Annotated in this window: 17 protein-coding genes; 13 read left to right on the top strand and 4 right to left on the bottom strand. The window is 45.1% G+C overall.

Features of this window, described 5'->3' with window-relative positions; all coding sequences use genetic code 11:
• Nucleotides 1-63 precede the first annotated feature (63 nt).
• On the bottom strand, nucleotides 64-2,115 hold the full coding sequence (locus tag AAA942_RS12745; RefSeq protein WP_338220659.1) for an alpha-L-fucosidase: 2,052 nt from the start codon (nucleotides 2,113-2,115) through the stop codon (nucleotides 64-66).
• Between the two features lie 133 nt (nucleotides 2,116-2,248).
• On the opposite strand from AAA942_RS12745, the gene AAA942_RS12740 reads away from it, so the two are divergent.
• The 6 genes from AAA942_RS12740 to AAA942_RS12715 all read left to right on the top strand — a co-directional run bounded on the left by AAA942_RS12740 (nucleotide 2,249) and on the right by AAA942_RS12715 (nucleotide 7,535).
• Entirely contained in the window at nucleotides 2,249-4,480 is a 2,232-nt protein-coding gene (locus AAA942_RS12740) for a TonB-dependent receptor family protein (RefSeq protein WP_338220658.1), read from the top strand.
• A gap of 152 nt (nucleotides 4,481-4,632) precedes the next feature.
• Nucleotides 4,633-5,142 carry a S10 family serine carboxypeptidase-like protein gene (locus tag AAA942_RS12735; RefSeq protein ID WP_338220657.1) on the top strand — a complete coding sequence of 170 codons (510 nt, stop codon included), beginning with the start codon at nucleotides 4,633-4,635 and terminating at the stop codon, nucleotides 5,140-5,142.
• Nucleotides 5,143-5,166: 24 nt separating this feature from the next.
• A complete protein-coding gene (locus AAA942_RS12730; RefSeq protein ID WP_338220656.1) occupies nucleotides 5,167-6,147 on the top strand; it encodes a hypothetical protein in 981 nt (326 codons plus the stop codon).
• 185 nt (nucleotides 6,148-6,332) lie between these two features.
• A complete protein-coding gene (locus AAA942_RS12725; protein WP_338220655.1) occupies nucleotides 6,333-6,578 on the top strand; it encodes an AbrB/MazE/SpoVT family DNA-binding domain-containing protein in 246 nt (81 codons plus the stop codon).
• Nucleotides 6,569-6,892, top strand: a complete 324-nt coding sequence (locus AAA942_RS12720; protein WP_338220654.1) for a type II toxin-antitoxin system PemK/MazF family toxin — start codon at nucleotides 6,569-6,571, stop codon at nucleotides 6,890-6,892. The genes AAA942_RS12725 and AAA942_RS12720 overlap by 10 nt, the downstream gene beginning before the upstream one ends.
• 34 nt (nucleotides 6,893-6,926) lie before the next feature.
• Nucleotides 6,927-7,535: a nitroreductase family protein gene (locus AAA942_RS12715; RefSeq protein WP_338220653.1), complete on the top strand. Its 609-nt coding sequence runs from the start codon at nucleotides 6,927-6,929 to the stop codon at nucleotides 7,533-7,535.
• Nucleotides 7,536-8,066: 531 nt separating this feature from the next.
• Here AAA942_RS12715 and AAA942_RS12710 read toward each other — a convergent pair.
• Nucleotides 8,067-8,675: a thiamine pyrophosphokinase gene (locus AAA942_RS12710; protein WP_338220652.1), complete on the bottom strand. Its 609-nt coding sequence runs from the start codon at nucleotides 8,673-8,675 to the stop codon at nucleotides 8,067-8,069.
• Nucleotides 8,675-9,661, bottom strand: a complete 987-nt coding sequence (locus AAA942_RS12705; protein ID WP_338220651.1) for a dipeptidase — start codon at nucleotides 9,659-9,661, stop codon at nucleotides 8,675-8,677. Before AAA942_RS12705 ends, AAA942_RS12710 begins: the two co-directional genes overlap by 1 nt.
• 174 nt (nucleotides 9,662-9,835) lie before the next feature.
• On the opposite strand from AAA942_RS12705, the gene AAA942_RS12700 reads away from it, so the two are divergent.
• The 3 genes from AAA942_RS12700 to AAA942_RS12690 all read left to right on the top strand — a co-directional run bounded on the left by AAA942_RS12700 (nucleotide 9,836) and on the right by AAA942_RS12690 (nucleotide 13,116).
• A complete protein-coding gene (locus AAA942_RS12700; protein ID WP_338220650.1) occupies nucleotides 9,836-10,348 on the top strand; it encodes a 3-hydroxyanthranilate 3,4-dioxygenase in 513 nt (170 codons plus the stop codon).
• A gap of 104 nt (nucleotides 10,349-10,452) precedes the next feature.
• Nucleotides 10,453-11,739: a kynureninase gene (gene kynU, locus AAA942_RS12695; protein WP_338220649.1), complete on the top strand. Its 1,287-nt coding sequence runs from the start codon at nucleotides 10,453-10,455 to the stop codon at nucleotides 11,737-11,739.
• A gap of 24 nt (nucleotides 11,740-11,763) precedes the next feature.
• Nucleotides 11,764-13,116 carry an FAD-dependent oxidoreductase gene (locus tag AAA942_RS12690; protein ID WP_338220648.1) on the top strand — a complete coding sequence of 451 codons (1,353 nt, stop codon included), beginning with the start codon at nucleotides 11,764-11,766 and terminating at the stop codon, nucleotides 13,114-13,116.
• A 15-nt stretch (nucleotides 13,117-13,131) separates the two neighbouring features.
• Here AAA942_RS12690 and ruvB read toward each other — a convergent pair whose 3' ends face one another.
• Nucleotides 13,132-14,163, bottom strand: a complete 1,032-nt coding sequence (gene ruvB, locus AAA942_RS12685; protein WP_338220647.1) for a Holliday junction branch migration DNA helicase RuvB — start codon at nucleotides 14,161-14,163, stop codon at nucleotides 13,132-13,134.
• 108 nt (nucleotides 14,164-14,271) lie between these two features.
• Here ruvB and AAA942_RS12680 point away from each other — a divergent pair, with 108 nt between their 5' ends.
• From AAA942_RS12680 to AAA942_RS12665, 4 genes are all read left to right on the top strand, one after another.
• Nucleotides 14,272-15,333 carry an FAD:protein FMN transferase gene (locus AAA942_RS12680; RefSeq protein WP_338220646.1) on the top strand — a complete coding sequence of 354 codons (1,062 nt, stop codon included), beginning with the start codon at nucleotides 14,272-14,274 and terminating at the stop codon, nucleotides 15,331-15,333.
• Nucleotides 15,334-15,423: 90 nt separating this feature from the next.
• Nucleotides 15,424-16,179, top strand: coding sequence for a ZIP family metal transporter (locus AAA942_RS12675; protein WP_338220645.1), 756 nt, complete (start codon nucleotides 15,424-15,426; stop codon nucleotides 16,177-16,179).
• 229 nt (nucleotides 16,180-16,408) lie between these two features.
• The gene (locus AAA942_RS12670; RefSeq protein WP_338220644.1) at nucleotides 16,409-16,828 is read left to right on the top strand and encodes an IS1/IS1595 family N-terminal zinc-binding domain-containing protein; all 420 of its coding nucleotides are present in this window, start codon (nucleotides 16,409-16,411) and stop codon (nucleotides 16,826-16,828) included.
• A gap of 133 nt (nucleotides 16,829-16,961) precedes the next feature.
• Nucleotides 16,962-18,383, top strand: coding sequence for a porin (locus tag AAA942_RS12665; RefSeq protein WP_338220643.1), 1,422 nt, complete (start codon nucleotides 16,962-16,964; stop codon nucleotides 18,381-18,383).
• The last annotated feature ends 3 nt before the right edge of the window (nucleotides 18,384-18,386 follow it).

Below are 18,386 nucleotides of genomic sequence, written 5' to 3'. Positions count from 1 at the left end.
AATTGAGGGTAGAAAGTAGGGATTTTATCGAAAAATCCCTACCTGAATTTTACATATGGCAGCTTATCGGGTAATCACCCCAAACTCTCCAAATGTAGCTGGATTCCCGTCCACTGTGCGTAGTGCTCTTAATCTTACATAGCGGGCTGGGACTGCGTCCACTCGGATCATTTGTTCGATCGGGCTGTTTTTGATATTGGAAAATTCACCTTGGGCAACCCGCTTCCAGCTTTTCCCATCTCCACTGACTTCTAGGGCATACTCAGCGATATAGCCACTCGGGTATCGGGCCTGCATGGGTAGATAGGTAAAGCCTTTCAACTCAACTTCCTGTCCCAAATCGATTGTCAAATCATTGGTTTTTGAAGTCCAATAAGAATTAGCCTGCTCATCAATGGAGCGAATGGCAAGCGTGTCGGATGAAATTACTTTCCAGCTGCCTTTGGCCAAATCAAAATCCACTCGGGCAGGATCGGAGGTTTTTCCGGTTTTGGAATCTACCGTGATAGCCTGAACAGTAACGGGCTGAAGAAGGTCAAACTCACCTGAATAGGCATTTTGCCCAACTTTAGGAGCAGATCCATCCGTGGTGAAGAAGACATCCAACTCAGACTCTGCGGCTTGGATGGTTACTTTTCCTTGGGGAGTTCGGGTGATTTTGGGAGGAAAAAGCAAGGCAGGTGCGGAATAGACCCCAATTTCAGAAATCACAGGAATGCCTTTTCCATTCAGGAAGTTGATTCGGATTTTCTGGGCTTCGGTATCCGCAAATCTCAGAATCCGCTTGTACCCGACCGTGGTCCCTTCTGTGATTTTTTCCCAGCTGCCGTTTACTTCTTTTTCTAGGGAAAAGGCTTTCACACGTTGCCCAAGGTTGACAAATTCCTGAATCAGGAGACGGTTGAAGGAAACTGATTTTCCAAAATCCACCACGACGGAAGCCTGAAATTGCCCATCGGGAGTCGTCCAATAGGTATTGAAATCCCCATCATTTAGCAAATCTGCCGTATATCCTTTGCCTCGATCTGCGCTTGCTTCGAAAGAGACATCTTTAGCGAGATTGACCGCAAAATCTTCCTTGACTTTAGCCGCCATCTTCAAAATGGCTTCTTCGTCTTTTTCATGGATCAAGCCTCGGGTATCTACGGGGAAATTGATCAACAGGGAGCTGTTTTGCCCGATGCTTTTGTAGTAGATCTCCATCAATTCGGGGAGCGTTTTCACCTTATGATCTTCGTAGGCATGGTAATACCAACCCGGACGGATGCTCACATCAGATTCGGCGGGCACCCAATGGGTCCCATTTTCCTGACCCGACGCCCATCGGTCAAAATCCGGCATGCCTGCATAAACCGAATCCCGCATCAGATTGGACCAAGTAGTCTGGTAAGCAAAACCATGTTCATTCCCCACCCAGCGTACATCAGGCCCCGCATCGGAAAACATCATCGCATTGGGTTGCAGCTCTCGAACTAGTGCTTGGGTAGTTGGCCAGTCGTAATAGCTGAATTTGTCCACTTTGCGGTCTTCATTGGCTCCCCCATACCAACCTGTTCCGCCATTGGCACCATCAAACCAGACCTCGTAGATTTCTCCGTAATTGGTCAGCAACTCCCTCAGCTGATTGCGCATGTAGGTGATGTATTCTGGCTTGCCATAATCGGGATGATTTCGGTCCCAAGGGGAATAGTAAATGCCAACTTTCAATCCATATTCCCGACAGGCATCCACAAACTCTTGGATCAAATCCCCTTTTCCATCTCGCCAAGGGCTATTTTTCACCGAATGCTCGGTGTACTTTGACGGCCAAAGGACAAATCCATCGTGATGTTTGGCCGTGATGATCAGCCCTTTCATTCCGCCTTCTTTGGCGATTCTTGCCCATTGTCTGGCATCGAGAGCGGTAGGATTGAACTGCTCCGGCTTTTCATCCCCAAATCCCCATTCCCGGTCGGAGAAGGTATTCATGTTAAAATGCACAAAGCCGTAAAACTGAAGCTCCTGCCAGGCAATCTGACGCTCGCTTGGTATGGGTAAAATGGGTTCCGGTGGGGTGACCTTTTCTGCACAAAAACTCAATCCAAGGGCTAAAAGCGGCCAAACATACTTCTTCATAAAGAGGGAATTTGGCTCAAAACCTACCGATTTTGCCCGGGAATCGGAAACAAAAATTGACCGATGACTGAGTTTGGAAACCTTTGCGCAGAAAATCGGCTTTTGTCAATGTCTTTCCTAGTAATTTCCCCACATGAAAAAAGCAATCACCCTTCTCTTTTTCCTGATTTCTCTCGGTCTAAAAGCACAAATCCAACTTAAAATCTCCGATCAGATCACCGGTCTTCCTCTGGAAAATGTCCGCGTTAAAGCCGACAAAACCATACAGCGGACCAACGCTTCTGGAATTGTTGCTTTTGCAGAAGAAAATCTAAAAATCACTTTTGCCCTTGAAGGCTATGAGACCTTGGAAAAAACCTTTTCCAGTGGTGAATTTGAAGTGCAGCTGATCCCAAGTGTACTGAATCTTTCCGCCGTAACAGTGACTGCTTTTGAATCCGAGCGCCCTCTTTTGGAGCAATCAGCTGCGGTTGTGACCGTTTCTGAGCGGGACTTTAGCCGATTCAACGAGATTTCTCCTGTCAATGCCTTCAATCAAAAGGCGGGTGTGCGCATCGAAGAACGAGCACCCGCAAGCTATCGGGTGTCCATCCGTGGGAGTTCCCTTCGGTCACCTTTTGGAGTGCGAAATGTAAAAGTGTATTGGAATGAGGTGCCTTTTACTTCACCCGATGGGACTACGGCTTTAAATCTGCTGGATTTGTCCAATATCCACACTTCGGAAGTGGTAAAAGGCCCTTCTGGAAGCATTTATGGAGCAGGAAACGGTGGGGCGATTTCGCTGTACTCTCAGCCGAATGCGGCAGAAAACCGCATTTCTACCGACTTTTTGACTGGAGATTTTGGACTTTCGCGATTTCGACTGGGAATTTCCCAGCAAGTGGGAGAAGGTGGGATCGAGGCTTCTTTTGTCAGCCAAAAATCTGATGGCTATCGGGAGCATTCGGCAGTGGATAGACAAGTGTTTCAGTTGGGAGGATTCTTTCCAGTCTCAGAAAAGCAGGAAATCCGAACCCAATTGCTGATTTCAGATTTAGATTATCAAATCCCCGGTGCACTCAATGCAGACCAATTGGCAGAGGACCCGACGCAAGCCCGTCCGGGTTCGGTCAACCAAAACAGCTCCATTTCCCAACAATCGGTCTTGCTTTCTTTGGGACACTTGTATCGCTTTTCAGAGAAAACCAGCAATAGCACCACGATTTACCTCAACGCGAATAATTTCGAAAACCCATTCATTCTGGATTATAAAAAGGAATTGGGCTTTGGCTATGGACTCCGCACCAAATTTACCCATGAGGGCAGATTGGGAGGAAAAGCGCTTCGCCTGATTGCTGGTGCAGAATACCAAAACGGAATCACAGATGCACAGAACTTCGGCAACCGAAACGGGGTGGCTGATACAGTTCGCTTTGCGGACAAGCTTCGGGCTTATCAAGGATTCCTTTTCCAGCAGGCTGAGTTGAATCTCACCGAAAAGCTATTGTTCACCCTTGGCCTAAGTGAAAACTTCTCTGGCTACGAAATCGACCGACAAATCGATGCTGCGGGCGGGCCGACAGGACTTCAAACCCGAACCTTCGACCCGATCGTGGTACCCAGAGTCGCACTGAATTATCGACTGAATCCATTCAGTTCGGTCTATGGCTCGATCAGCAGTGGCTTTTCCCCACCGACGATCGATGAAGTCCGAACCAACGAGGGAAGCTTAAATCTGGATCTGGAAGCTGAAAAAGGCGTGAATTACGAAATCGGTTATCGTCTGGGAAAAGAGAAATTCAACCTCGAACTCATCGCTTACTACCTCAAGCTAGACGAAACGATCACCACCTTCACCAATGAAAATGGAGTGGTGCTTTTCCGAAATGCCGGTTCCACGGATCAAAAGGGCATCGAAGCTTCTTTGGACTATGCCATCCTGAGAAATGCCGATGGATTCATCAAAGACTTCCTGATCGGAACAGCCTATACGGGCCAATTTTTCACTTTTACAGACTATAGCAAAGGAGCGAATGACTTCTCCGGAAATGACCTGACGGGAGTTCCTCCACACAATCTGGTCAGCAGAATCGACCTAAGAACCCGTCCTGGAATTTACCTGAATTTTACCCATCAGTTTACCGACGAAATTCCGCTTAACGATGCGAACACAGTTTATCAGGATACTTTCCAACTAGTCAATCTTAGGATGGGTTGGGTGAAAAGTCTGGGGAATTTTGACTTGGAGGTATTTGCTGGGGTAGACAATTTGCTGGACGAGGCCTATTCCTTGGGCAATGACTTGAATGCTTTCGGTGGACGGTTTTATCAGCCGGCACCGACAAGGAATTGGTATGGGGGAGTTAAGTTGGGGTTGAATTATTAATCTTTGGAAATACGATTGAAAAACAATTGAAATAAACTTCGCTTCGCTCAGTGAAATAGAAAATCGACATGATCTCAAGTATTTCATCCTGATTTATCAGAATCTATTTCCATGGTATTTCCACTATATTTCAATAGTATTTCTGTTTTAATATGAAAAAATATACTCTCCTTTTAATAGCAGTCCTAATCTCAATTTCTTCCTTTTCCCAAGAAGAAAAAACTGAGTCCAAGTGGGTTCCTCGGGATCCTCAGAAGTTTGAAACTACCCATAGCGGAACTTTCAATGGTCAAAAAATCACCTACAAAGCGCTCGTTGGGGAGACTTTTCTGAAAAACTCCAAGGGAGAAGTGACCGGATCACTATGGTCTACTTCCTATATCCGCGAGGGTGTTGACTCTTCCAAAAGACCGGTACTTTTCATCTTCAATGGAGGTCCGGGATCTGCATCAATTTGGCTTCATGTGGGATTCTTTGGACCGAAAGTGGTGAAAACCGACTCTGAAGCCAAAGTAGATGACGGTGCCGCTCCCTACCGATTTGTGGAAAACACACAGGCACTTTTGGACATCACGGATTTGGTTTTTATCGATCCGATCGGAACAGGATTTAGCCAAGTAGAAGGCGTAGGCAAGACCTCAGATTTCTGGGGATTGAATTAGGATGCGTCATCCGTTGCCCAGTTTATGCGAATTTGGGTGACACAACATGGCCGATGGCAAGCTCCAAAGTTCATAGCCGGAGAAAGCTTTGGCACCACCCGCGCCGCCAAAGTGGCTGAGGTCCTCGAGGAAGGTGGACAGACCATGGCTTTGAATGGAATCATCTTGATTTCTCAGGCTTTGGACTATGCAGGCTCCTCAAGCTGGGCAGATAATCTGACCTCCTTTTTCACCTACCTCCCTTCTCAGGCGGTGACAGCTTGGTACCATGGCAAAGCCGGAAAGGGAAAAACGATTGAAGAATTTGCCCAAGAGGCGAGAGAATTTGCTTACGGCGATTATTTGACTTCTCTTTTCCTCGGAGAAAAACAAACGCAAGCACAGAAAGAAGCCATTGCAGAAAAATTAGCTTACTTCACCGGTTTAGACAAGGCATACATTCTCCGCTCGGATAATCAGATTCTGATGCATCGCTTCAAAAAGGAACTCCTTCGTGCTGAAGGAAAAGCCATCGGAACCTTGGACGGAAGGTATTTGGCCTCCGAGACAGACAAAGTGGCCGAAGGCCCGGTTTTGGGAGACCCGGCCGGCTACATGACAGGAGCTGCTTATACTGCCGTTTTCAACGACTACCTGATGCGAGATCTGAAAGTGACGCTGGATCGCCCCTATTTTACTTCTGCAGAGGGAATGGGGGGCAGTTGGAACTGGAAGCCGGTACCGGATGGAGCCTATTGGGAACCCAGCTATGTGAGTACCGCAAGAGCTCTAAGTGAAGCAATGCACAGAAATACTCAGATGAAAGTGATGGTTGCCAATGGGTATTATGACTTGATCACCCCGTTTTTTGACGCGGAATATACCTTTGCACGCCATAATTTTCCTCAGGAACGGATCGAAATGACCTACTACGAGGCAGGCCACATGATGTACAACCGACAAGAGGATTTCGACGCCTTGGCAAAAGATGTGAGGAAGTTTTTGGAGGGGATGTTGAAGAATTAATTTTTCCAATTACTCCTAATTTCACCTCAAATTGAATCTCATTTACAGAAATGGTAGGAAGACAGAAGACCGAAGAATCCTTAAGTCGGAACCCAAAATTTCTTAATAGCCGTTAGATTACTTGGAAGAATGAAAGTAAATATTTCGAATTTGTTATTACATTGTGATCACATTTTGAAAGGGTTATGGAAGCAAACATTATAAAAATCGGAAATTCAAAGGGAGTAAGGTTAAGCAAAACAATCCTTGAAAAATATGAAATCGGTGAGAAGGTTGAGGTGATACTCGAAAAGGATCAAATCATCCTAAGACCAATAAAACAACCCAGACAAGGTTGGGCAGATGCATTCAAAAAGATGCACGAAAATGGAGATGATGAACTTTTGATCCCAGATGTTTTTGAAGACGAAGATTTTGAAGAATGGAAATAACTCAATATCAAATTGTCTTAGTTAATCTTGATCCAACTTTAGGACACGAAATCAAAAAAACTCGACCCTGTGTTGTGATTTCTCCAAATGAAATGAACCAGTATTTGAAGACGATTGTCATTGCTCCAATGACCACCTCCAAAAGATCTTACCCGAGTAGAGTTCCTGTATTGCACAATGGAAAAAAAGGAATGATCGCCTTAGATCAAATTAGATCTGTAGACAAATTAAGAGTTCAAAAAATATTAGGTCGATTGTCAACTTCTGAAATTGAGTCAATCAAAAGCTTGATCAAGGAAACTTTTGTAGACTAAAAAAACTTCTCAAAAAAAATCAATCAACCAAACCATGCAAAAACCCGATTTTAATACCGAAGAGGTTACCAAAATTATCCGTGGCCGTCGATCCATGTTTGTCGCTCAATTCAAAGAAAATGATCCTGTAGCCGACTCCATCATCGAGGAAATGCTCGAAAACGCCAACTGGGCACCTACCCACAAACTGACCCAACCTTGGAGATTTATTGTCTACACCGGTGAGGGTTTGAAGAAATTTGGTGACTATCAGGCCGAAATGTACAAGATGCGTGCGGAGAAGAACGGTACTCCATTTATCGAAGCGACCTACCAAAAGTTTAAAGAAAACCCAACCAAAGCCTCTCATGTGATCGCCATCCTGATGAAGCGGACCGAAGGTTCTGGCATTCCGGTAATGGAGGAAATTGCCGCCACAGCAATGGCAGTACAAAATATGTATCTCACTGCCTGTGCCCATGGGTTGGCTTGCTACTGGGGAACCGGCGGACCCACTTTTTGGCCCGAAGCGAGAGAAGACTTTGGACTGGAAGGCGAAGATATGCTGATGGGCTTTTTCTATGTTGCCAAGCCCGCAACTGACAACTGGCCTGCAGGAAAGCGCGAGCCGATTGCTGAAAAAGTCAATTGGGTAAGGGAGTAAAAAGTTGTGAGTTATTGAGTTATTGGAAAAAGGAAGGCTCTCGCCTTCCTTTTTTTCTTTCTTTATTTAGCAATCAGGATAGGATTTAAAGATGTAAAGTCTTGAATGAAATTGCTGCTTACAACAGTTTTATGAAAAAGTGTATTGAAAAAACCATATAGATTAAAGTCAACAATACAAAGACTATGTATCGTCTTTGACTAATACCTTCAAATCGATCCATAATAACTTTATGGACTTGGTATTTATCAAATAAAAAAATTATCAAGGCGAGAACGGAGACCAAAATAGCTGGGATCCAATAGTTTCTATAAAAACCAACTCTCAATCCAAAATGGGCAGCTAAACAAGTAATGTTTAGAATTAAAAATAAAAAGAGTGTGGCTACCGTCCTGAATTCCATTCCCCTTATTCCGAAAAAAAGTAAATTCCAAAATTTGAAAATGATGTAATAGACAAAAAGCAGGTTTTTCATCTAGTTTGTATTTCCTTCTTTTTTTTAAATGTTTAAATCGTCCAATCTTTCAATTCTCAAACCTCTTCCCCCACCCAAAAAACATCAGCCCCCTTGATTTCAGTAATCCCTTCTGGAACCCCCACTTGAGTAAGGTAAATCAAGGGCAAAAACAGCTTTCCTTCCGCATTGCTGATTTCCAAAGGCATACCTTCTGTTCCCAAAATCCGAATGGTAGAAGCCACAAACCATTTTTTGAATGTCCCATTTTTTACCGGATAATACTTCCACCCGCCGTCCAGAATCGTTAAATCCAAAAACTCGGTTTCCGGACCCAGACTTCCCCAATTCTGATGCGAAAAACCAACCAAATGCGCTCCTTTGTGTTGGGTAGCTTGCAAATAGTGAAGTCCTCCCTTTAGGAAATTGGCCTTTTCAGCCGTGAGAAACTTTACCGGATACTGCTCTTCTAAGAGATAAAGATTAGCTCTCTGGAAAGCTTCCTCTGCCAATATCACATCCACTTTGATCCCCCAGCTGAGCACCTGATCCAGGCATTCCTGCCAGACCAAGACGGTAGGCACCCACTCCAACAGTGGGGAGATGATATCAAAACTTAGACCTTCTGTGTTCAAAATAAACACAGCCGGCTCCTGCTGCTCTTTGACAAAATGATGACTGGACATCAGTTCCAGAGTTTTTGGTAGAAGTTAAACACGTTTTCAATAGCCAGTTTGCGAAGCTGTACTTCTGACAGGCTAGAACTCAAATGCACCAGAATATCCGGGTATTTGCCTGAGTTTTCTGCCAAAGGAAAATAAAAAGGATGTCGTCTGGGATCGGGAAAATCCTTGGTATAAAAGAAATCCGCTCCAAAGCTGATGGCATTTTCGCCCATTTTTGCTCCGTATTCTAGGTGTTCAAACAATCGCTCCGGTACTTCTCGGTCTAAAAATTCCCTGAGGAAATTCACTCCGATTATTCCTCCCCGATGAATGATCTCTTGGGCAAATTCATCATTCAAATTCCGTTTATGATCCCAAATTGCCCGGAAATTGGAATGAGATGCAATCACCGGAATGGGAAGGTGATGTCGATCGATGTGCTTTAAAATCCCCTCAGCCAACAAGTCCGAGGTATGGGAAAGATCGATAGGAATCTTTTTCCCAGCCATGTAGTCCAATAGTCGCTTTCCATCCTCTTTCAGGCCGATGCCCTCCGTATAGTTTCCTCCGCCAAAGCGATTCTCGGTATGATGGGTAAGGCTGATGTAGGCCAACTGCCCGACTTTATTCACTATAGAGTCAAACTGCCGGTAAATCTCCTGCCAAGAGGCCGATTCATTTCCAAAACCTGCGGCGTTTTCTACCGAGGCGATGATGCCGATGGACGTTTCTTTTTCCTGATTTTGTAAAAATCCCAAGTCAAAACGGCTTACTGTTTTCTGTTCATTGCGAAGCAAGTCTGCAAAAATATCCGCTTGCCTGCCAGCCAAGTCCATGCTTCCCGGATTGACATCTGTGTAGATCGCCATGACTTGCATTTTGACTCCTCCTTCTTTTAACCAAGGAAAAGCACAGGCAATTTGCCTTTGGTCAAAAGGATCTGCTCCGGGCACTTTGGCCAGAAAAGACAAAAGATCGCAGTGCATATCAGCAATGGGAAAAGGCATGGGAAGGATTAATTTACGATCTACGAATGTCGATTTACGAGAAGTTGCTGCTCCTCAAACAGGAATCCAAAGTTAAACTTTTTCCAATGGAAGCGCTTTTCCAAAACTATCTCGCCGCTGCATTTGTATTCAATACCTATCTTTGAGTTTATCCTAATTCAAATCCATCAAAAAATGGCTGTAGCAAAACCCTTCAATTTCAAAAAGTGGATCGACGAAAACCGGCATTTGCTCAAGCCTCCGGTAGGCAATCAGCAAGTGTACAAAGGCAACGATGACTTTATTGTCATGGTGGTTGGGGGGCCCAACTCCAGAAAAGACTACCACTACGACGAAGGAGAGGAGTTTTTCTACCAGTTGGAGGGAGATATCGTGCTCAAAATCATTGAAGACGGGAAGCCTAAAGACATTGAGATCAAAGAAGGAGAAATCTTCCTTTTGCCTCCTAAAGTGCCTCATTCTCCCCGCAGACCGGCCAATACGGTAGGCTTGGTGATGGAGCGATACCGAAGACCAGGAGAAAAAGACGGTTTCCTCTGGCACTGCGAAAACTGCGGCAATCTCCTCCATGAAGAATACGTCGAGCTGACCGACATCGTCACCCAACTGCCTCCGATTATGGAACGCTTTTGGTCCAACCAAGATCTGAGGACCTGTAAAAGCTGCGGGACTGTGATGGAAAAATAAAAGTTGAAAAGTTGAAAAGTGGTAAAGTAGGAAGGTGGTAAAGTTTGCCTTTTAGGAATCCTCCACTTCGCCACTTTATAACCTTGCAACCTAATCAACCGACTATGACTGACACTCCATACCAATACACCGAAGCCTTTGCCCAAGAAATGGATGCCCTAGACACCTTGGCCCATTTCCGATCCCGATTTCATTTTCCTAAAGTAGACGGAAAAGAAGCGATTTATTTCTGTGGCAACTCTCTTGGCCTTCAACCCAAATCGGTTCAGGATTATTTGGGAAAAGATTTGAGCAACTGGGCAGATTTGGCAGTGGATGGGCATTTTCACGGGGAAGATGCTTGGTATCATGTTCGGAAAAAGTCTAAACCCGCGCTCGCCGATATCCTCGGCGCCCAGGAGCATGAGGTCGTGGCGATGAACAACCTATCGGTCAATCTTCACCTGCTCATGGTTTCTTTTTATCGTCCGACAAAAGAGCGGTACAAAATCATCGTCGAAGCTGGAGCCTTCCCTTCTGACCAATACATGCTGGAAACCCAGATCAAATTTCATGGATTGGATCCTGCTGACGCCTTGGTGGAAATCAACCCAAGACCGGGAGAGCATACTCTGAGGACAGATGATATTTTAGAAGAAATCCGAAAGCAGGGAAACTCTCTAGCCATGGTTAATATGGCCGGAATCCAATACTACACCGGACAGCTTTTTGACCTCCAAGCCATCACTGAAGCCGCACATGAAGTAGGCGCCGTGGCCGGATTTGATCTGGCTCATGCGGCTGGGAATGCCATTTTGAAACTTCATGATTGGGAGGTCGACTTCGCCACTTGGTGCAGTTACAAGTACATGAACTCAGGACCAGGCAATGTTTCGGGGATTTTTGTCCATGAAAAATATGCCGAGCGTCCGGATTTACCCCGGTTTGCCGGATGGTGGGGACACGATGAGGGCGAGCGCTTCAAAATGGAAAAGGGCTTTGTACCCATGTATGGTGCCGATGGCTGGCAGCTCGCCAATTCAAATGTCTTGGCTTTGGCAGCTCATCAGGCTTCATTGGATATTTTCCAGGAAGCAGGCATGGAAAATCTCCGAAAAAAGAGTGAAAAGCTCACGGGCTATCTAGAGTTTCTGATCGAGCAAATCAGCGGAAAATCAGGGGTTTTGGAAATTATTACGCCCAAAAATCCTGCAGAAAGAGGTTGCCAGCTATCTTTGCTGATTCATCGGGGTGGAAAAGCCGTCTTCGATGAGTTTTACAAGCACGGTGTGGTAGGAGACTGGAGAAACCCCAATGTAATCCGTCTGGCCCCTACTCCTTTGTACAACAGCTTCTTGGATGTGTACCGCTTCGCGAAGATTTTGGAACAATCCTTGGAGAAATTCGCTTAATAGAAGCGGTTCAATACCAAATTCATGAAAAACAACAATGTGACCATTCTAGGCGCCGGACTGATCGGTAGCCTTTTGGCGATATACCTGAAGCGTCAAGGCCTGGATGTGTCTGTATACGATAAAAGGCCGGATACCCGCAAGACCAAGTACTTTGAAGGCGGACGGAGTATCAATATGGCGCTGAGCTACAGAGGCTGGAAAAGTCTTGAAAAAGTAGGACTTAAAGAGCAAGTTCTTCCTTTGGCCATTCCCATGTATGGTCGAAAAATCCATGACGAACACGGAGGCACGACCTTTATCCCCTACGGAAAAGCAGATCAGGCCATTTATTCCATTTCCAGAGGAAAATTCAATCAACTTTTAGTCGAAGAAGCTGAGCGCCTCGGAGCTAATATGCACTTTGAGCATCTCTGCCAACAAGTCGATTTCCGAAGCGGTCAGATTACCTTTGAATCCCCCGAGGGAGAAAAGAAACTAGAGCCGCAGGTAATTTTTGGTGCTGATGGAGCCTATTCCGCCCTGAGGATGTCTATGATTCGTCAGATTCGATTCAATTACAAACAGGAATACATTTCTCACGGCTACAAAGAACTGACCATACCGGCGACTGCTGATGGAGAATTTGCCATGGATCCCAATGCCTTGCATATCTGGCCGAGAGGAAAGTTTATGCTGATTGCTTTGCCCAATCCGGACAAGTCTTTTACTTGTACACTTTTCCTTCCTTTTGAGGGAACCAAAGTCTGCTTTGACAAAATTCAGGACGACCGGGATTTGGAAAGCATCTTCCGAAACTATTTTGACGATGCCTACCACCTGATGCCGGATCTGAAGCAGGAGTTTTTCCGCAATCCAACCTCGGCTTTGATCAATATTGAATGCTATCCTTGGGTACAGGGCAATTCCCTGCTTATCGGAGATGCTTCACACGCAATGGTGCCATTCTATGGACAAGGTATGAACTGTGGATTTGAAGACTGTTTTATTCTCAATGAACTGATCGAAAAGTACGGAGACAGTGCCTGGAACCTGGTTTTTGAGAAATTCCAGAAAAAACGCAAGCCGGATACCGATGCCATTTGCCAGCTGGCAATGGAGAATTTTATCGAAATGCGGGACAGTGTGGCCGATCCTAAGTTTTTGCTTCGCAAAAAAATCGAAGCCAAGCTCCATGATTTGTACCCGAAAGAGTGGATTCCTCTCTACACTATGGTGACTTTCTCCGACATGAGTTATTCAGAAGCGTATGCACAGGGGAAGCTGCAGGAAGCCATCATGAACAAGGTGATGGCAGACCCGCTGATCACCGAAAACTGGAATAAACTCGACTACGAGGACATAATCAATCAGATGGAAACAGCAAAGGCGGTGTAATCACCGCCTTTTTCTTTATAGATCAAACAAAGTTCCGCTGGCACCATTCGGCTTAATTTTCAAATGTTTATAAGCCAATTCCGTAGCCATCCTTCCCCGGGAGGTTCGCTTCATATACCCTTCCTGAATCAGAAACGGCTCATACACTTCCTCAATAGTCTCGGCTTCCTCTCCGCAGGCCGTGGCAATGGTCCCCAAGCCTACGGGACCTCCTTTAAACTTTTCGATAATGGTCAAAAGGATCCGGTTGTCCATTTCGTCCAGCCCGTTTTCATCCACGTCCAAGGCATTCAAGGCAAACTTGGCAATATCCAGAGTGATCGTCCCATTGCCTTTGACTTCTGCAAAGTCACGCGTACGACGTAGCAACATATTAGCAATTCTCGGCGTGCCCCTGCTCCTGCGGGCTATTTCAAAAGCCGCCAGCTCATCAATAGGTGTTTGTAAAATACTGGCCGAACGAGTCACAATATCCGTAAGCAACTTGGCATCGTAGTACTCAAGCCTGGAATTGATCCCAAATCTTGCCCGAAGAGGCGAAGTAAGTAATCCGGAGCGCGTAGTAGCGCCGATCAGGGTAAATGGACTCAGGGAAATCTGCACAGACCGGGCATTGGGCCCACTGTCCAGCATGATATCGATCCGGAAATCCTCCATAGCCGAATAGAGGTATTCCTCCACCACGGGATTGAGCCGGTGAATCTCATCGATAAAAAGCACATCGCCCTCTTCCAGATTGGTCAGCAAACCCGCCAAGTCGGAAGGCTTGTCCAATACCGGTCCAGAGGTAATCTTGATTCCTGCCTGCAGCTCATTGGCAATGATATTACTTAAGGTAGTTTTGCCCAAGCCGGGAGGGCCATGCAAAAGCACATGATCCAAAGGCTCATTCCGCTTTTTGGCAGCATGGACAAAAACCCGGAGATTCTCCACTATTTTGGCCTGCCCGGTAAAATCCTCGAAGCTCAGCGGCCGCAAAGCACGCTCAAACTCCCGGTCTTTGGGACTCAAATTCTCTTCGTCTCCTCTCAGGTAATCTTCTCTCATGGTGTGATTGATACTCAACAAATATAGACAAAAGCCAATGCCTAAGCGGCTCTGGAATTCATACCATTGCTAAAAATTGGACTAAATTTGAAGCAAACTTTACCAGCTATGGTTTCCAATTCCAGAAAAAATCTGATCTACTCCTTGGTTCTTGTTGTTTTGATAGGCGCGGTATATCTCTATCGAAACAGAGATGTCAGCCCAACCGAAAGCCAAAATGAATCGCCTCTTTCAGGATGGGTCACCCTGTCCGGGCAGACCATGGGAGCTTCCTACCAAGTCAAATTCAAAACCAACAGGAATGAAAATTTCCAATCAAAAATTGATTCCATTTTCAGCAGGATTACACTAGCTTTTTCATCCTATGAGGTTAACTCCGAGGTAAATCGGTTTAATTTGAACGATTCCTTGGCAAGCCCATCAGCTGATTTTCTTGACATGCTCGTTTTTTCAAAAGACCTCAATTCCAAAACTTTTGGAGCATTTGAACCCACCCAAAAGCCTTTGGAAAATCTTTGGGAATTCAGTAAAAACGGGCCTTTTCGAAAAGACAGCACTGAGATCGCCTTCGTGATGCCTTCAGTGGGTATCCAAAAGTTGAACGTTTCAGATACCTTGATCCACAAATCCAATCCAGGCACTCTGCTGGATTTCAATCCTTCCGCCTTAGGATGGGCAATCGAGGGAGTTGGAAATTATTTGGAAAAGCTGGGAATCTCTGATTATTGGATTCAAATCGGAGGGCAAATCCGCGCCAATGGTCAGAACGAACGTGGTGAACTCTGGAAGGCAGGAATTAGATATCCTGACCTGTCTACAGGAGAAGCTAATGAGGGAGTCTTGGCTTTGGAAAACAAAACCATCTCACCCGCGGGTAATTGGGAGGAGTTTTATGTCAGAGATTCCACCCGAATCAGTTTTACCCTAGATCCAAGAACAGGCCTGCCGGTACGACATGGTCTACTAGCAGCTTGGGCCATTACTTCAGAAAGCAAAAAAGCGGATGCCTTGGCTGAAGTTCTCATGATCTTGGGACCAAGGGAAGCGATGAAAATGGACTCTTTGGATACTGAGCTGGAAATGATTTTGATCCATAGTGAAAAAGGAAGTCTGCTAAAAATCTATGCTAGCCCTGAAATCCAACCTTTCCTCTCTTTTCCAATCCAATAAAGAATAAATGCAACATTATTGAATTTTTTTACCTTTGTGCTCGTTATCACCGGCAAGACTTCTGAAAAAGAGGTCTAGGCACACCAATCGATGATTTTAAACTTTCTGCTACTCTTCTTGACTGCCATAGCCTCCGGCTTGGTAGTTTTCTTTTCTCCGGTTTTCAGAGAGCGGTATTTTAAGTTGGTGCTGGTATTTGCCGGGTCTTATCTTTTTTCAATTACCGTATTGCACATCCTCCCCGAATTGTTCTCAGAAGGGCTTTCCCACGGCAGAATGGGCTTATTTATCCTGATCGGGTTTTTGCTGCAGCAGGTTCTGGAATTTTGGTCCTCAGGTGTGGAGCATGGACATATCCACAAGCACACTTCTGAGACTTCTAAAGGAGTTTTGACTCTGATGCTGGGCTTGTTTATCCATGCATTTCTGGAGGGAACCTTACTTTCCCATGGAGCGGTGATTGGGGGAGATGGACATGAATTGGTCGGGCACAACCACAGTAATCAATCTGTACTCCTTGGAATCATCATGCACAAGGGTCCAGCAGCATTTGCCCTAGCAGCTGTTCTTTCAGCTTCCTTGAGTAAGCGATGGACAATAATCTTGCTGGCGATATTTGCGCTTGCTTCCCCTTTGGGTATGTTTTTCAGCTCTTGGTTCATCAGTAACGGCCTACTTTCCAAGGAAGGAATCTCCATTTTGTATGGACTGGTGACAGGAGGGTTTTTGCACATTTCGACCACCATCTTTTTTGAAAGCAGCCCGCATCACAAATTCCAGCTCAATAAGCTTTTGGTAACCTTTCTTGCAGCCGGTCTGGCAATGGTGTCAGAATACCTCATTTGATCCGGTCTTTATCGTGTTTTTTCTAGAGAACCTAGATAGGAAAGTCCTGACTTTTTCTTAAAAAAAAAGATTTTCCTCAAAATAAGAACCATTGGTTATTTGCTTAGCGAATGGAGAATAAATCCAAATTTTATTTTGTTTTTTAACTCAAATTTGATTTTTATAAAGAACTATGCTAAATAAATATATTTATGCTAAATTGATATAGTAAATCAAATTCTGCATTAAGATGGAAACCCAGTGCCCCAAATGCCAAGGCAACCAAATCATCCGAAGTGGTGCCGTAAATAACCGTCAGCGCTATAAATGCAAAGAATGCGGATATCACTTTTCGGTAAATAAAAAGGGCAAATCCATCGACTCCTACTACGTGATCAAGGCCATGCAACTCCATCTGGAAGGTGTTTCATTGAGAGAAATAGAGAGAATCCTGGGAATCAGCCACGTCTCAGTCCACAATTGGATCAAACAGTATGGAATCAAAAGCCCGGAGAACTACAACTACCGCCCCAGCTACCAGGTCTATTCTCATGAAGAATTGATCAAATATTTGAGCTCCAAAGATCAAATAAAGGGCATGGGCATGATGATCACCGAGTTGGGTGACAAGTACATGGTCATCCGCTGGGAGAGATTCAAAAAATTCTAAATCAAATTAAATTCGGATTACTATACTTTTTTAACAAAAATATAGCTCAATTTTTCCATTGATAATCAGACTTTTCATATTAGCTCCTGTTGTTCGGGCCCGACTTCCTAGTCAAGAACAATAACCCAAAACTATGAAACCCAAAATAATCACAGGAATTCTCCTTTTCCTTTGGGGAATCTCAGGTCATTCATATGCTCAAGGGGACAAAAACCAAGACCCACCCATTGATCATTCCTACAAGCCCTTGACTCTGAAAATGAGTGAGGATGGTTCCAAATACGTCCGATTCATCATTTGGAACCAGATTTGGGCACATGCTACCCAGCCCAACCCTGGCACTTTGGATATTCAGGGCAATCCTTCGGGGACTATTACTGATATTGGCATTCGTCGGGCCAGAGTCTTGGCAGTGGCCCAAGTTTCCCCACGGTTCCTGATTTTAACCCATTTTGGGATCAATAATCAAACCTTTGCCAATGGTGGGGCTCCAGCCGGAGGAACCACAGGAAATGGGGGAACCTTCCCTGTTGCGGTGAATCCAGATACGGGAACAGGCAGTATCGCGCTCAGCTCCTCAAAGAAGCCCCAGATGTTTATGCATGATGTCTGGACTGAATACAAAATTTCAGATTGGCTCTACGCAGGTGCGGGACTTCACTATTGGAACGGGATTTCCAGGTTTTCTTCTCACTCCACACTCAATTTTATGGCTGTGGACGCTCCGATTTTCAACTGGCCAAACATTGAGTTGACGGATCAATTTGCCCGGCAGTTTGGATTCTATGCCAAAGGCAACCTGAGTAAAATCAACTATCGGGTAGCCCTTAACAAACCCTTTGCCGCAGGAGCCGGAGGAAGATATGACGAAGTAAATCAGAGGGAAATCGCCTTCAATCTTGCTACAGATAATTGGGCTACCCAAGGATATTTATCTTTTGAATTTTTGGACAAAGAAAGCAATAAGCTTCCCTACTTCGTCGGCTCATACCTTGGCACCAAAAAAGTCTTTAATCTGGGTGCAGGATGGTATTTTCACCCGGAATCTACTTCCTCAAAGGACGCTTCAGGGCAAGTAAAAATGCACGATACCCGATTGTATGGTTTGGACGCATTTCTGGACATGCCGCTTTCACCCAACGGGCTAGCTCTCACCTCCTATGCGGTCTGGTATTCCTATGATTTTGGGCCAAATTATCTCAGAAACATCGGAATCATGAATGTGGGATTTGGAGCAGGGACAACCCAAAATGGTCCCGGAAATGCTCAGCCTACCATTGGTACAGGATCGATTTTTTATACCCTTCATGGACTCCTATTACCTAGCAATATTCTGAAAGACAAAGGCAGACTTCAGCCCTTTGTGGCCCTCACCTACAAAGACTTTGAATTTCACCAAGATTCCAGCCTGCAGTATGATCTTGGGATGAACTACTACATCAACGGACACCAGGCAAAGATTACCTTCCAATACAGCCAAAGGCCATTATTCGAAAATTTCATGAAAACTGGCTCAGCCGGTGAATTTATCCTTCAAACACAAATATTTCTCTAAACC

Origin of the sequence: Algoriphagus sp. oki45 (assembly GCF_036245605.1) — a bacterium.
In the GTDB taxonomy this organism is placed as follows: Bacteria; Bacteroidota; Bacteroidia; order Cytophagales; family Cyclobacteriaceae; genus Algoriphagus.
The sequence above is the reverse complement of the archived record's forward strand: the minus strand, read 5'-3'. Positions and strand labels throughout refer to the sequence as shown.